This is a genomic window from Streptomyces tailanensis (assembly GCF_008386495.1).
In the GTDB taxonomy this organism is placed as follows: domain Bacteria; phylum Actinomycetota; class Actinomycetes; order Streptomycetales; family Streptomycetaceae; genus Streptomyces; species Streptomyces tailanensis.
The window spans coordinates 208,425-223,449 of the sequence record NZ_VTHJ01000004.1; the positions used below are offsets into that span (position 1 = coordinate 208,425).

General features: G+C 71.0%; 11 protein-coding genes and 2 pseudogenes. 4 read left to right on the top strand and 9 right to left on the bottom strand.

Annotation, left to right across the window (positions count from 1 at the left end; translation table 11 throughout):
* Positions 1–525: 525 nt before the first annotated feature.
* Together F3T56_RS05645 and F3T56_RS05650 are read right to left on the bottom strand one after the other, a co-directional pair.
* Positions 526–801, bottom strand: a pseudogene (locus tag F3T56_RS05645) (IS982 family transposase); the annotation flags it as partial.
* Positions 802–1,001: 200 nt separating this feature from the next.
* Entirely contained in the window at positions 1,002–1,451 is a 450-nt protein-coding gene (locus F3T56_RS05650) for a MarR family winged helix-turn-helix transcriptional regulator (protein WP_216372924.1), read from the bottom strand.
* Positions 1,452–1,528: 77 nt separating this feature from the next.
* Between F3T56_RS05650 and F3T56_RS05655 the strand changes: the two genes are divergently transcribed.
* A complete protein-coding gene (locus tag F3T56_RS05655) occupies positions 1,529–2,050 on the top strand; it encodes an SgcJ/EcaC family oxidoreductase (RefSeq protein WP_149823571.1) in 522 nt (173 codons plus the stop codon).
* A 520-nt stretch (positions 2,051–2,570) separates the two neighbouring features.
* On the opposite strand, the gene F3T56_RS05665 is transcribed toward F3T56_RS05655, so the two are convergent.
* Complete coding sequence (locus F3T56_RS05665; RefSeq protein ID WP_149823572.1) at positions 2,571–3,047, bottom strand: DUF7144 family membrane protein; 477 nt, start codon at positions 3,045–3,047, stop codon at positions 2,571–2,573.
* 100 nt (positions 3,048–3,147) lie between these two features.
* A complete protein-coding gene (locus F3T56_RS05670) occupies positions 3,148–3,945 on the bottom strand; it encodes an alpha/beta fold hydrolase (protein WP_149823573.1) in 798 nt (265 codons plus the stop codon).
* Between the two features lie 59 nt (positions 3,946–4,004).
* Between F3T56_RS05670 and F3T56_RS05675 the strand changes: the two are divergent.
* Positions 4,005–5,252, top strand: a pseudogene (locus F3T56_RS05675) (aminotransferase-like domain-containing protein); the annotation flags it as partial.
* 343 nt (positions 5,253–5,595) lie between these two features.
* On the opposite strand, the gene F3T56_RS05680 reads toward F3T56_RS05675, so the two are convergent.
* Both F3T56_RS05680 and F3T56_RS05685 read right to left on the bottom strand, forming a co-directional pair.
* Entirely contained in the window at positions 5,596–6,525 is a 930-nt protein-coding gene (locus F3T56_RS05680; protein WP_246203418.1) for a hypothetical protein, read from the bottom strand.
* Between the two features lie 110 nt (positions 6,526–6,635).
* The gene (locus F3T56_RS05685; RefSeq protein WP_149823575.1) at positions 6,636–7,133 is read right to left on the bottom strand and encodes a hypothetical protein; all 498 of its coding nucleotides are present in this window, start codon (positions 7,131–7,133) and stop codon (positions 6,636–6,638) included.
* A gap of 105 nt (positions 7,134–7,238) precedes the next feature.
* Between F3T56_RS05685 and F3T56_RS05690 the strand changes: the two genes are divergently transcribed.
* Together F3T56_RS05690 and F3T56_RS46000 are read left to right on the top strand one after the other, a co-directional pair.
* The gene (locus F3T56_RS05690; protein ID WP_246203419.1) at positions 7,239–8,450 is read left to right on the top strand and encodes a PP2C family protein-serine/threonine phosphatase; all 1,212 of its coding nucleotides are present in this window, start codon (positions 7,239–7,241) and stop codon (positions 8,448–8,450) included.
* 133 nt (positions 8,451–8,583) lie between these two features.
* Complete coding sequence (locus F3T56_RS46000; protein ID WP_172638811.1) at positions 8,584–9,801, top strand: hypothetical protein; 1,218 nt, start codon at positions 8,584–8,586, stop codon at positions 9,799–9,801.
* A gap of 270 nt (positions 9,802–10,071) precedes the next feature.
* On the opposite strand, the gene F3T56_RS05710 is transcribed toward F3T56_RS46000, so the two are convergent.
* From F3T56_RS05710 to F3T56_RS05720, 3 genes are all read right to left on the bottom strand, one after another.
* Complete coding sequence (locus F3T56_RS05710) at positions 10,072–11,418, bottom strand: sensor histidine kinase (protein WP_149823577.1); 1,347 nt, start codon at positions 11,416–11,418, stop codon at positions 10,072–10,074.
* Positions 11,419–11,584: 166 nt separating this feature from the next.
* Positions 11,585–12,334: a response regulator transcription factor gene (locus tag F3T56_RS05715; RefSeq protein ID WP_246203420.1), complete on the bottom strand. Its 750-nt coding sequence runs from the start codon at positions 12,332–12,334 to the stop codon at positions 11,585–11,587.
* A gap of 290 nt (positions 12,335–12,624) precedes the next feature.
* Positions 12,625–14,703, bottom strand: coding sequence for a YncE family protein (locus tag F3T56_RS05720; RefSeq protein WP_425473546.1), 2,079 nt, complete (start codon positions 14,701–14,703; stop codon positions 12,625–12,627).
* Positions 14,704–15,025 lie beyond the last annotated feature (322 nt).

Consider the following 15,025-nt stretch of genomic DNA (forward strand, 5'->3'; position numbering starts at 1 on the left):
CTGGGACGGCGGAGCCTTGAGGACATCCGGGCCGGGGCGGTGGAGCTGCGTCGAGCCGTCCACACGATCGGTGACGACGAGTTCGCCGAGCTCGAACTGGTCGAGCAGGGTGACGGACTGAGTGGCGGCGAGAACCTGGCTGCGCGTGGACGCCGAACGGAACAGCTCCCGCCAGGACAGTGAGCGCGAACGGATGCAGGCCCAGCTCGGGTTCGTCCAGCACGAGCAGTAGATCACCCCGCCTTCCGGAGAGTGCCGGATGGTCTGCGGGACGTGGCGATACACGGTGCGTGGGCTCATGACGGTTCCCCCGGGCCGCCGTCGCGGGTGTGGGTGTCCTCAGTGTCTTCTTGGGGGACGCTGGTGGCGAATTCAGGCTGCAGGCACCAATTGGCGGATCTGTCTCAGCGGTCTGCCCTGTTTGCGGCGTGTCGCTGTGACAGATTCGCCAATCGGTACGTGCCTTCGGGTTTCGCCAACCGTGTCGATGTCACGCGGCCTTCGACTAGATGCACGAGTCCAAGGTCAGTGGTCGTAGGCGGTCAGTGATCGGATGACCGGTGCGCCTGCCTTGTGGTTGTGCGAGATGGCGGCAGTCAGTGCGAGGAGTCGTTGCAAGATGCGGACGGCGACGCCGCCGGGGGTGCACTCGCCGTGCTGTTCCGGGTCCAACTGGCCCTTGAGTGTGTCATTGACCGACTCGATCAACTGCCGCAGCAGCTCGACGCCCAGGTGCGCCAACTGCCGCTCGAACTCCCGGCCGTAGTAGTTCTTGTCGGCAAGCAAGGTCTGGCCCGGCCTGTCCCGGACGAGCGCGGGCTCAGCAGCGAGCAGGGCCTGCATGATGCTGCTTTCAGCAGGTCGTCGATCTTCACGTAGAGCGCGGTCGCGAGGGTGTCCAGGTAGGTCGTCACACACTGACTCCGGACGCCCTCGCCACGTGTGCGCAGCCGATTCGCAGGCGGCGGGCTGGACGTGCTGAAGCCCATCGATGCCCGCGTTCATTCACGGACCGGCAGCTTCTTGAGGCGCGCTGTCTGCTCTTCCTGGACCCGGCGGGCTGTCTCCAGGAAGTCGATGATCACGGCGAGCTGTTCTTCGCCGTAGCGCCGGAGCGCCGACGTTCCGGCCTCGCCGAGGGGGCCGTACACCTCGCGCTCGGCAGCGCGGGCAGCCTCGGTGGCGGCGACCAGAACCCGCCGCCGGTTGGCGGCGTCCCGGCTGCGGGTGACGAAGCCCGCTCGTTCGAGGCGGTCGATGGCGGTTGTCGTCGCCGCCGGGCTGAGCTTGGCCGCGGTGGTGAGCTCTCCGGCCGCCATCGGGTCCTTGGCCAGGATCAGGTCCAGGCAGCGCAGGTCGGTGCGGTTCAGCCCCAGCCGGGCCGCGGCCGACTCGTCGAAGGCGTCGAAGCTCTGCTGGAGCAGCCTCATCCGCACGGCGACCTCGCTCACACCATCATCTTTCGACATTCGAAGCTTTCTGTTAGCGTAAGATTCGACAGTCGAAATGATAGCTCCGGGAGGACGTCATGGCCACCAGCGACGAGCAGATCACGCAGTTGTTCAAGCGGTTCATGCAGGCGTGGACCGACAACGACGCCGTCGCCTTCGGCGCCTGCTTCACCGCCGACGCCGACTACGTCTCCTACGACGGCACCCACGCGACCGGCCGACCGGCCCTCCAGGACAACCACGACCGGCTCTTCCGCGGCGTGCTGGCCGGCTCAGCACTCGTCGGCGACCTGGAGGCGATCCGCCAGATCACCGCAGACGTCGCCATCGTCCACGGCACGGCATCGGTACTGATGCCCTGGCGCTCCAAGCTGCCCAAGCGACGCCTGTCCCGGCAGACCCTCGTGGTCGTCCGCACCGAACAGGGATGGCGGATCTCCGCCATCCACAACGGACGCGTGCGGCCGGTGACCATCCCCGACCATGACGCCTTCCCATCCCGCATGTCCCAGGCGATGAGCCGGATCAGCCAGCGCCTGGGCAGTGGCCGCCCCGTTCCTGGCACCGCGCAGACCACCCCGTCCGCGCCCCAGGTCTGACACCGCTACGGACCGCTCAGCCCTGCGCCCCCGACCGGCGCCGTGGTCATCCACCGCAGCGAGCCCTGCGGGTGCCGACGGAAGCCCCGTACTCCTGGCACCCCAGGAGGCGGTCCGCACTCATCCCTTGGACTCGTTCATCTATCCCGCGACAGGAACGTGAGCATGAGGCAGGCTGCCGGGATGAGATCTCGAACCGGTGGCATGTGGTGGGGAACGACGATCTAAGCGCCGGACCCTGGTGGCTTGGCGAAGTTCTGCGCCGAGCTCCTTGGTTGGCACATCGGACACGTCGGACACGAGGAGCCGGGAACGGCCATCGTCGCCGCCTCTCCACAGGGACCGTTGTTCGTGTTCCAGTAGGTGGGCGGCCATCGGGTTCCGGTGTGGCCTCCGGCCGACGGGGAGCAGCGCCCGATGATGCCCTTCGGCTTCCAGGTCGGCGGGACCCCGCCGGACACCCCTTCCGGTCAGACGGACGACCACCGGCGGAGGGGGCACCCGCACCCGGGTCGCTTGTCTAGGACGTGCGTTCGTGATCGTGGGACGTGGCCAGGGACCACATCACGAAGACGGCTACGGCGATCGCGATGACGGACCAGACGGGGGCGTAGGGGAGGAACATGAAGTACTCGATGGCGAAGAGGGACGCGAAGGCTATGCCCAGGCCGCGGGCCCAGTCCTTGCCCTGGAGGATGCCCCAGCCGGTGACGGTGACGATGACGCCCATGACGAGGTGGATCCAGCCCCAGGTGGTGAGGCTGAACTCGAAGACGTAGTTGCCGATGGGGGCGTACACGGTGTCCGTGGCGATCCCCGCGATGCCGTTGAGGATGCTCATGATGCCGCCGACCATCATGAGGACACCGGCGAAGACCGTGCCGCCGAGGGCCCAGGCCGAACCGGGGTGCCTCGCGTAGGACGGGGTCGGTGTCGAGACGGTCTGCTCGGACCGGGGGGTCTCGCGCGGGGTGGTGCTGTGCTGGAACTGGGACATGAGGGCCTCCTCGAACGTTCTCGAACGGACGGACAACTCATCCGCAGGTTCGCGCCGCGCGAGGAGGGGCGCATGTGGTGTGGGCCGAATGGGTGACGCGTCAGTGATGCCGGTGATGTGAGTCGATCTTTGTCAGGTAGTCCGCCAGGGCCTTGTCGAAGTCTTTCGGGCGTTCCAGGTTCGGCAGGTGGGCCGCGCCTTCGATGATCTTGAGGGTGGAGTCGGGGAGGGCCGTGTGCATGGCCTCGGCGTCCGCTACGGGGGTGTAGTCGTCGTCCGCGCCTACGACGACCAGGGCGGGGACGGTGACCGTTGTGAGGAGGTCGCGGTAGTCGGGGCGTTCCGCTCGGCCGCGCAGGGCTGCCGCCGCGCCCTCGGGGGCGGTGGTGGTCATCATGCGGTGCACGTGCGCTGTGACTTCGGCGTCCGCGTACGGGGCGATCATTTTGTACAGGACCTCGTCCGCGTAGCCGGTCATTCCCTCCTGTAGGAGGCGGTCCGCCATCGCGTTCCGGGTTCGCTTGCCCTCTGGCGTTTCGGCGGCCGGGAAGGTGTCGGCGAGGACGAGACCTCGGATTCGGTGTGGGAACTGTCGGTAGCACTCCATCGCTATCTGGCCGCCCATGGACAGGCCCGCGAGGACGAAGTCGGTGACGGCGAGATCGTCCAATAGCGCCGCGACGTCCTCGGCGAACGTCGAGAGCGGGGTGATGCCGGGGATGACCGGGGACTCGCCGTAGCCGCGCAGGTCGGGGGCTATGACTCGGCGGGAGGCGGCGAACTCGGTGATCTGGGGGTGCCACATCGTGCGGTCGAAGGGGTGGCCGTGGATGAGGACCAAGGGGGACGCGTCCGACGTGACGTCTCCTTTGTCCTCGTATGCGAGGAAGGGTGCCATGTGTTCGACCCTAGGGTTCCTCAACTCCTCGGCGCAATAAGATCTTTGCCCTCGGTGCAATGTCGAGGGGGAGGCAGTCGGGCGTGAGTGGGGCTGACTATCGGCGTATCGCCGATCGCATCGCGGACGACATCGTCGCCGGGCGGTTGAAGCCCGGCGAGCGGTTGCCGCCGCAGCGGGTGTTCGCGCGGCGGCGTGGGATCGCCGGGTCTACGGCCGGGCGGGTGTACGGGGTGTTGGTGCGGCGCGGGCTGGTGGTGGGGGAGGTCGGGCGTGGGACGTTCGTACGGGCGGCGCCGCCTGTGTCGGCGGGGTGGGCGCTGGCGGAGCCGGCCTCGTCGGCGCCGGTGAATCTGGAGCTCAACTACCCTGCCGTGCCTGGCCAGTCGGAGCTGTTGGCGGCTGGGCTCGCGCCGTTGCTGCGGGTGGATGTGCTGGGGGATGCGTTGCGTACGGCGCCTGCGACGGGTACGGCCGCCGCGCGGGAGGCGGCGGCCGGGTTGCTCGCCGTACCGGGGTGGCGGCCGGCCCCGGAGCGGTTCCTCTTCGCCGGGAACGCCCGGCAGGCCATCGCGGGGGCCCTCGCCCACCTCGTACGGCCAGGGGGGCGGGTCGGCGTGGAGTCCCTTACGTATCCGCTGGTCAAGGAGATCGCCGGGCGGTTGGGGGTGACGCTCGTGCCGCTCGCGACGGACGGGGAGGGGATGCGGGCGGAGGCGGTTGCCGCGGCGCATCGGGCGGCGCCGTTGTCGGCGGTGTATGTGCAGCCGACGTTGCACAATCCGACGTCGGTGACGATGGGGGCGGGGCGGCGGGGGGAACTGGCCGGCGTGGTGCGGGAGTTGGACCTGCCGGTGATCGAGGATCGGATCTGGTCCTTTCTGGGGGATGCCGGTGAGTTGCCGTTGGCCGCGTACGCGCCGGAGCGGGTGTACGTCGTCGATGGGCTGTCCAAGCGGGTGGCGCCGGGGCTGACGGTGGGGTTCGTGGTGGTGCCGGAGGGGCGGGGCGAGGTGATGGCGGCCGCGTTGCGTTCCGGGGGATGGACCGCGGGGAGGTTCGCCCTGGAGGCCGGGGTGCGGTGGATCGGGGACGGGACGGTCGGGCGGTTGGTCGCGGCGAAGCGGGACGATGCGGCGGCTCGGCAGCGGCTGGTCGGCGAGCATCTCGCCGGGTTCGTCGTACGGGGGGATGCGCGGGCCTACTACGCGTGGTGGGAGCTGCCGGAGCCTTGGCGGGCCGACATGTTCTGCGCGGCGGCGGCTGCGCGGGGGGTGGCGGTGACGTCGGGGGTGGAGTTCAGCGTGCCGGTGGTGGGGACCGGGCGAAGGGTGGCTGTCAGTGGCCCGGCGGTGGGGGCTGGGCGAGGTTCGGCTGTCAGTGGCCCGGCGGCTGGTGCCGGGCGGGGGGCGGGTGCGCTTGCCGGCGCTGAAAGGGTGCCGCCTGCGCCCACCCTCCCCCACCCTCGGCTTCTCCCCCACTCTCGGCTGCGCTCGAGCGGGGGGACCCCCATGAGCGGGGGGACCCCCATCGCCCCAGCGGCACGATTGCCCGCAGCAACGGCAGGGGGTGGCGACGACGCAGGAACGCGAGGGGACGGCGGTGGCGCCGCAGGAACGCGAGGCGCGGTGGCTCCCGCGGCCAGTTGCGTCAGGCTTGGGCTTGCTTCGGTTTCTCTGTCGGAGTTGGCGGGGGCGTTGCGGGTGCTTGCCGATGTCGCTCGGAGCGGCCCGTGAGCCAGGCCGCCGCGGCCACTGTCAGGCCCAGGGTCAGGAGGGCCCAGGTCACTGTGCGGAGGGTGGTGGTGAGGGTGTCGTAGACGGCGGTCGCCGCGGCGGGGGAGACGTCGGGGGGGAGGTCCGTGAGGGTGAGGTGGCGGCCCAGGGCTACGGCCAGGCCGAGAAGGGCGCCGCCCAGGGCCGTGCCGAGGCCGACCGCGCAGACGGCTCGGCGGCGGCGGGTGGCGACGAGGATGCCCCCGGCGGCCAGTACGAGCGCACCGACCGGGAGCCAGAACGCGGCGACTTCGAGCACGCGATACCCCTTCCGAAGTTGGACCAGTTCCCCGGCCGACAGCACCTCGATCTCGGTGTGCGCGACCGGGATGCGATGGGCGAACGGCACGTGGTCGCGGACGAGTTGACGCTTGACCCGCTCGCCGACCGGCGCGAGGTCGAGCGTCACCGGACGCGGCTCGCCGCCAGCGGTACCGCCGTCGGCGCCCCCTCCCCGTACCGCCCGCAGCACCGCGTCGTGCGCCGCCCGGTTCGCCGCGTGCCACGCCGTACGGAACGCCTCCGTCTGCGTGAAGGAGCGCGCCGCCTCGTGCGTGAAGTCCCGGAGCGGCTCCCGCAACGGCGGCCCCACCCGCACCTCCCGCAGAATCCCGGCGGCGACCGCGTCCGCGAGCGCCTCCCGTACGTCCGGGTCGGCCGCCAACGGCGCCACGACCGCCTCGTACCGGCCCCGGTCCGCGATCTCGTACGTCGCCCACGTGGCCAGCGCGCCCATCGGCGCCAGCAGGCAGGCGAGCAGGGTCAGTACGGCGGACAGAGGGCCGCGAGCGCGACGTGGGAACACCTCTTCAGGCAAGTCCCCCGGCCGCGCCCGCGCGAGCGCTCACGGCCCGCATGCCTGCGAATGGCCCCACAGGACAAGCCGAACGGGGCGGCCCACCCAACAGTGTGTGATCACCCCACCCGGCGCCCCGCCGCGTCCTCGTGCGTGTAGTACCGGTAGAACGCCACCGCGAACACCCCCGCCGCGATGCCGAGCGCCATGAGCGTGGAGCGCACCACGGTGTGGCCCGCCTGCTGGTACAGGAACCCGAAGGCGCAGCCCGCGAAGGCGGCCCAGAGCAGGGCGTGCCGCTCGCGGCGCAGGCGGGGTGCGACGGCCTGTACGGCGAGGTAGAGCGCCGCGAAGACGATCGCGGTCCCGAAGCCGAAGAGGACGTTCCAGCCGGTGATGGGGCCGCCGCTGCGGTTGTTGGCCGCCGCCCAGTAGCCGTAGACGAGGCCGAGGAGCATGGGCAGGACCCAGCGCGTGACGGTGTGGGTGCGCTCGTCGAAGATGTCCGGGGTGTACGGCGTGCTCGGGGTCCTCGACGCCGGTGCGCCCGGTACGGCCGACGTCCTCGGTACGGGTGTGCCCGGCCGCCTGCCCGGTGTGGGTGCCGCTTGAGCCATGGGAGGACTCCTCTCTTCCCTCCGCCCCGATACCAGGGCACACCTGAGAGGGACCCCTGGCAAGTCGGGATGCGAGGCCCGTACCGCCGTGTTTGGCTGTGGCTCATGCGGATCCGGATGCGGGTGCCGATGCCGCGTGTGCGTCGCCGGGAGCCGGACCTCGTCGAGCGGCAGCAGCTGCTGCGGGTCCGCGGGCGCAGCATCGCCTGGCTTCCGCCGCTGGTGGTGCTCTGCGCCGTGCCGCTGCTCGACTGGGCGACCGGCGGCGACTTCCGGGTCATCTCGTGGCTGGTGCTCGTGCCGGGCATCGCCGCGGCCGTCTGCCAGGTGTGGACGACGGGGGTGTTCGCCGGCCTGGCGATGTTCCTGTACGTCCTCGGCGACGACTCCGGGGCGCGTGAGTACCGCACCGGACTGCCCGACTTCATCCTCGTCGCCCTGGGCGGGCTGCTGTCCGTGCTGGCCTGCACGGTACGGCTGCGGGGCCAGGAGCGGATGCTGCACATGCGGGCGATCATCGACACCACCAGCCGTATCCTGCTGCGCCGGCTGCCCCCGGACGTCGGCGGACTCGACCACGCCGAGGTGTACCTCGCCGCCGACAGCCAGGCCCGTGTCGGCGGCGACTTCTACGACATCCAGCCGAGCCCCCACGGCACGCGCGTCGTCATCGGCGACGTCCAGGGCAAGGGGATCGCGGCGGTGGAGGCGGCGTCCGTACTGCTCGGTACGTTCCGCGAGGCGGCGTACCACGAGCCCGGAGCGGAGGTCGTGGCCGAGCGGCTGGAGACCCGGATGGTGCGGCACGTGCGCTACTGCGCGCACATCGGCCGCGCCGACGCCGAGCGCTTCGCGACCGCCGTCCTCCTCGACTTCCCCCAGCTGCGCAGCGAGCGCACCGACTGGGGGCCGGATCTCACCGGTCTCGACGCGGTCACCGTGGGCGTCATCAACTTCGGCCACGAACCCCCGCTCCTGGTCTCCCCCGACGGCGTACGTCCCCTCCCCCTGCCCGACGGACTCCCGCTGGGGCTCGGCGAGTTGGAGCCGCAGCCGCACCGCCCGTCCACCGTCCGGCTCGCCGCCGACGAGACCCTCCTCCTCGTCACCGACGGCGTGACCGAGGCCCGCGACGGCGGCGGCGTCTTCTTCCCGCTCCGCGAGTACGTCGCCGGCGCGCTCGCCGCGGACCCGCGCGCCACCGAGCCCGACACCCTGGTCCGCCTCGTCCACGAGGGGGTTCTCGCCCACACCGGCGGCCACCTGGACGACGACACGACGATCTTCGCCGTACGCCGTGCGGGGCGAGCCCACTGAGCCGGGCCGAGCAGGGGCGAGCAGGGCCTCCCACCCGCCCCTTTCCCCGTTTGCACGCGCAGCGGTTACGGTGCTGGATGACGTACGTGATCCGTGTACGTGATCGATGTACGTGATCGATGGGGAGGGAACGATGCCCGGAACCGTGCTGCTGCTCGCGGCCTCGCCGGTGGGCAAGGGGTGCCTGGTGGACGCGGCCTCCGTGCTTCCCGTGCTCGCGGCCGTCGCGCCCGAGGTGCTGTCCGGCACGGGTACGGCGAACGTGGTCGAGCTGGCCGATCCGCTGGAGCCGCAGGCCGTCCTCACCCGGCTGCGCGCCGCGGCCACCGCGCCCGGGCCGCTCGCCATCTACCTCACCGGCCAGCTCCAACTCGACCGCAAGCAGCGGCTCGTCCACCTCGCGCTGGCGCGGACGACTCCCGCGACCGTTCGCTACACCGCGTTTCCGTGGCACTGGCTGGTGGAGGAGCTGCGGTTGCGTACGCCGGGGTCCACGACGCTGTTCCTCGATCTGCACGCGGACGGGGAGGTGTGGCGGCAGATGGCGGGGCGGCCGCTGGGGGTGGGGCCGGGGGTGAGTGTGTACGGGCGGATCGCGCCGCCGCCGTCGTCTTCGGCAGCGGGCTTGCGGCGGGGGGTGGCCGTGCCCACGTATATGAAGGCGCTCGCGACGATACTGCGGAGCGGGCAGCGGATGGCCCCTGGCGTGCTGCATGAGCAGGTGCTGGCGCGGACGGGGGGTGCGGGGTACGGGGATGTGGTGCTGGCCTGGGACGGGGCGGCGCCCGGCGGTGGTGGCCCCCTTGGGTCTTTCGCCCCCGCCGCCCCTACCCAGTCCCGTCCCCTGGGGGCTGCGCCCCCAGACCCCCGCTGTCGCCCTTCGGGCTCGTCCTCAAACGCCGGACGGGCTGAGAATGCCGACCCCCACGCCGCCATCACCGCCGCCGTCGAGGCCGGGCGGCATGCCGAAGCCGACGCGTTGGCCGTGCGGTGGGAGGCGGAGGCTGTGCGGGAGTTCGGGGACGGGGCGGCCGAGGTGTGGCACTGGCGGGAGGTGCGGGCGGATCTGGCGATGCTCGCGGGGGACGCGGCGCGCAGTTGTGAGGTGTGGCTGGGGGTGGCCGGGGCGCGGTTGGCGGCGGGGCAGGCCGCGGGGGATCCGGCGGTGGAGGCGGCCGTCGACCGGGCGCATCATCAGTGGGCGCAGGTCAGCGACGTGGGCCGGGCCCGTGAACTGGGGCTGGTGCTGGCCGGGTTGCGGGAGCGGGTGCCGGGGCGGCGGGAGGGGGCGCTGGCCCATGTGCGGCAGCGGCTCGTGGAGTTGAGGTCGGCCCAGCACGTGCCCGGTTAGTCGAGCCGGGCCGATGAGCCGTCGTTCCGTTCGTCGTAGATCGATGAGCCGTCGATCTGGGCGAATGCCGGGCCGACCTCGGAGGGGGAGTTGTCCGAGGTCACACCGTTGCCGACGCACCTCGCACATCCCTCACTCAATCGGGCGTGGCTCCGGAAACGGTCGGATCCGGATCAGAGAATGATCAGAAACCCGTCAAGTGATGGTAATAATCACACCTCACAGGCCATTCCCAAGTTACGCCGGAGTCAGAAGGCGGTCAGTAGCCGTTCACGCCGGGGCCGGGAGCCGCACCCTGAACCACGCGCCCTGGTGGGACGGTTCGAGGGCGACCGTGCCGCCGTGGGCCGTCGCGATGGCCGCGACGATGCTGAGGCCGAGTCCGCTGCCCGCGGCCTTCGTCTCCTCGCCGCGCACGAACGGCTCGAAGAGGCGGGCGCTGAGTTCGCGCGGGACGCCGGGGCCGTCGTCCATGACCTCGATGACGCGATAGCCGTCCTCCGTGCCGAGGCCGAGCGTGGTCGTCGTACCGGGCGGGGTGTGGACGCGGGCGTTGTTCAGCAGGTTGGCGACGAGTTGGTGGAGCCGTAGCGGGTCGCCGGTGACGGTGTGGTCGCCGGGGGCGAGGAGCAGCCGTACGGGGTGGTCGGGGTGGCAGTCGCGGGCGGCGGAGGCGGCGTCGCGGCACAGCTGGGCCAGGTCCACGCGGGTCAGTTGCAGGGGCTGGCCGAGGTCGAGGCGGGTCAGCAGGACGAGTTCGTCGATGAGGGTGCTCATGCGGCCGACCTCGGTGGCGATCCGGCCGAGCGCCTCCTGCCGCATGGGTTCGTACGCGGGGTCGCCGTCGCCGACGCGGGCGAGTTCGGCGTATCCGGAGATCGTGGTCAGCGGGTTGCGCAGTTCGTGCCCGGCGGAGGCCATGAACTCGCGCAGCCGTCGCTCGCTCTCCCGGCGTTCCCTGACCTCCCGGCGGCCGAGGCGGCGGGCGCCGAACAGGACGCTGGCGAGGAGGGGGAGTGCGGCGACGCTCTCGACCTGGAGGAGCCGTTCGACGGCTCGGCGGTCGGCGGTGGTGGTCTGGGCGGTGACGACGTAACGGGCCTTGCGGGTGCTGTCGGTCCGGCGGAGGTGGGTCACCTGGGCGCGGTAGGTGTCGCCGAACGCGGAGGGGTGGGCGCGGGTGGCGTATGCCTTCAGCCGGGCCGGGGTGAGGCTCGGGAAGGCGGGGAGGTCGGTGGAGCCCCGGTAGCGCTCGACGACCCGGCCCTCGGCGTCGAGGACGAGTACGAGGCAGTTCTTGCCCAGGGTCGATGCCGACGGGGGCGGGGCGGCGGGGTCGCGGGCGAGGCGGCTGAACCTCGCGATCTGTTCGTCGGTGCGGGCGGTGAGGTGGTGGGCGAGTGTGTGGGCGGACAGGGCGGCCACCGCACCGAGGGTGGCGAGGGTGGCGATCAGCCAGAAGCCGACGGTGCGTTGACCTGACCGGTCTGGGCGGATGGGCTGTTCGACGGGTGGGCCGGGGAGGCGGGGGGTGTGGGCCTGCGCGTGTGGCGGCGCGGCCGTCGCGAGAAATCCGGCGGCCCTGATGTTCCCGCCGAGTCCTGTGAACCCACTCATCCCGCGCCCAACCCTTTGCTTCCGCCCAGCAGTTCCTCGCCTCGCGCCCCGCAGGGGCGCGGGGAACTGCGCGAGCGACCACGAACCGAACCGCAGTCGCCCGAATACCAGCATCCCGCCCGAGCTCGTAGGCGCGACGTGGCCCCCAACCTCTCCGCGCCGTCGTTCAGTTCGTGCACAGCTGGTAACCCACCCCCCGCACCGTACGTATCAGGGACTGCCCAGGCTCGCCCAACTTCCGGCGCAAGTAGTAGATGTACGTGTCCACTACGCCGGACCCCTCGTCGCGGTGGTTCCACACCCGCTCCTGGATCTGGCCTCGCGAGAGCACCCGCCCGGGGTTCTCCATGAGGTACCGCAGCAGGGCGAACTCGGTGGTGGTGAGGTCCACGGGGCGGCCGCCGGCCCAGACCTGGTGGGCGTCGGCGTCGAGTTGGACGGCGCCGGCGCGGAGCCGGTTGCGGTCGGGGGTGGGGACGGTGACGCCGGCGCGGCGCAGCAGGGCGCGTACCCGGGCGGCCACCTCCTTCAGCTCGAACGGCTTCGTGACGAAGTCGTCCCCGCCCATGTCCAGCCCTCGCACCCGGTCGTCGACCCCGCCGAGCCCGGTCAGGAACAGCACCGGTACGGCGTTCCCCCGGTCCCGCAACGTCCGGCACACCTCGAAGCCGCCGAGGTCGGGGAGGTTCACGTCGAGGAGGATCAGATCGGGGTCGTGCCTGGTCACGGCCTGGAGCGCCTGGCGACCGGTGGCCGCGGCGATCACCTGGTAGCCGAGGAACTCCAACGCCATCGTGAGCATGGAACGGATCCCTTCCTCGTCGTCCACGACGAGAAGCCGCCCGGCCGGCGAGGCCGAAGCGGCCGACGCGGCTGACGGAACTGCAGAAGGGACCGACGGCACAGGGGTGGTCATGTCCTGTTCCTTTGCGACCGTGACCTCGAAATTGAGGTCTCAAGTTTCGGCAGATCCGTATCGTCACACGTACCCGCAGGTAAGGAGAGCGCTTTCGAAATCATTCGGAATGAGCCATTCCTTGTCGGGGAGGGGATACGGGCTCGCGTGACTGAGCCTGACAACACGTCTGTTGGTTCTCACCCCCTTTCATCAGGGAAACCAATCCCACGCGGCGCCTCCGGACAGCGCGGTGGCCCGCGACGTCGGACGTCGCGGGCCACCGGTGGTGAGGGTGCTGTTCCTCGGGGCTAGCTGGTGAAGATGAAGTACTTCCAGGCGCCGTGCGTCGTCGTGTTGACGTTGTCGCCCGACGTCGTGTCGATGTACGAGGAGCGGATCCGGAAGCGGATGCCGGTGCTCGGGGTGCCCTGGAGTTCGACGGCGCCCAGGCCGGAGGACTCCAGGGGCAGGTACTTCGTGCCCGTGGTGCGCCAGGCGCCGTCGTAGTACGCCTGGACCTGGACCCGGTAGTCACGGCCCGGGTAGTAGGTCATCCGGGTCGTGAACAGCGGGTCCACGGACTTGCGGAAGTAGTAGTACGTGTGGTTCCAGGCGTACTGGGTCTTGTAGTGGCGGCTCGGTGTCGTCGACACCCTCACCTTCGTGTAGACCTTGCTCGTCGCCGTCTTCGGCGCGTAGCGCGCGTCGCCCGCGAACTTCGCGGTGAGCTTGGTGTCGCGGGTCAGGTCGAGGGTGACGTACAGGTTGCCCGACGAGTTCACCGTCCCCGACTTCACCAGCTTGTTCGGCTTGTCGGAGCCGTAGGGGTCGGCCCAGATCTCGACCTTGCGGTTCTTGTACGTCGTACCGAGGTGCGCCGTGAACGTCACGTCCGCCCCGTACGAGTAGACGTTGCCGTTCTTGTTCAGCGTCAGCGTGGTCGTGGCGCGCGAGACCTGGACCGTGTCGGACGCGGAGGCCGCCTGGTGGGTGGCGTCGCCCGCGTAGGAGACGGTGTACTTCACCGAACCGCCCGCCGGCGGGGTGTCCTTGAAGGAGTACGAGCCGTCCGCCGCGACCGTGACCGGGGCGAGCGCCTTGCCCGCCGGGGACTCCAGGTCGGTGCGGGTGACCGTGAGGGTGGTGCCGGAGGCGAAGGCCGCGTCCGAGGTCAGCTTGCCGGTGACGGTCAGGGACTGGGCCCGGGTGGCCGTGGCGGGCGCGTTCACCGTCAGCGTCGTCGGGGACGGTGCCGGGGGCGGCGGCGGGGCCTCGGCACCCAGGTCGCGCAGCGCGTAGCCGCCGGTGCTGAGGGCGACGACCGCGAACAGGTGCGACTCGTCCGGCGTGAAGGCGAGGCCGCCCGGCGTGAGGACGCCGGCGTCGCCGGTGCCTTCGGCCGTGTTGGTGAAGTCGTAGACGTGGGTGGCCGTGGTGGTGCCCGGCTCGTAGGTCCACACGTCCGGCGAGTACGTGCCGTCGATGCCCGCGGCGACCGTGCCGTCGGGGGCGATGTCGACGGCGTTCGGGTACGAGTCGCTCGGGTACTGGCCCGCCGGGGTCAGGTCGGCGGTCTTGTACACCTGGTGGAAGTACGGCGCGCCGCTGGCCACCACGAGCTGGGAGCCGTCGGGGGTGAGGGCGAGGTCGCGCAGGTTGCTCGGCACGTAGTCGCTGGTGTTGGGGCCGCTCGCCGTGCGCGTCGCCGTACCGGAGGAGACGTCGTAGACGGCGACGCTGGCCGGGCTCATGCCCTCGATGCCCGCCGCCAGCGTGTTGGGGGCGCCCGGGGTGGAGGCCAGGGTCGGGGCCGCGTACCAGCCGCGATCCTGGCCCAGTGTGAGCACCGGGTCGGTGCCGGAGACGTCCAGCGAGCCGATGTTGCCCTGGGCGGCGGCGCCGTAGCCGAACCACAGCTTGCCGCCCGCCCACGCCGGGTACTGCGGGTCGGTGCCCTCACCGATCGGGTACCGCTTGGCCTCGGTGACCGTCGCCGTGTCGATGGCCACGATCGAGTCGTCGCCCGGCACCGCCGCGTACAGCGTGCCGGAATCGGGGGACAGCTCCAGGCCCTTGGCGCCGGGCAGCGAGGGCACGGTGCCGACGACCTGGCCGGCGTAGTCGGTGGCGACGACCTTGCCGCCGGTCGGGTCGGAGACGAAGACCCGCTGGTGAACGCCGTCGACGACGATGTCGCCGGACGACTGCACCGGCAGGGGCGTACTGGTGTCGGCCACGGCGGGCGTGGCCACGCCGACCGCGAGCGCGGCCGAGCTGAAGAGGACGGCCAGCGCGGTGGCGGCCGGAAGGGTGCGTACGTGTCTGCGCACGGTGTTTCGAACCCCCGGAAGGAAGCGAAGGAAAGGCGATACGCGCGCCGCTCGCATACGGGCCGTGGGGGGTCGAAGACATGCCTGACCGAGCACATGCCTGATGCATGGACCGTGTGGGGCGCGTGTGACGCGTGAGCGAAGACTAGATCACGCCACTGACAGGAGCTTCACAGGGGGTGTTCGGGAATTCAACGGGACGCGGCAGCCCGGTGAGCCCCCATGCTTCACCTGCGGCTCTGCCGCATCCGGCCGATGTCGGCCCGGCGTCGCTCGTTCATACAGCCGATGGCTCAGTTGGTGAAGATGAAGCAAGCGCGGGGAGAAGACCTCCAAGCGGTTGCAGCACACCTACGACCAGATCAAGCAGCTCCGAGCA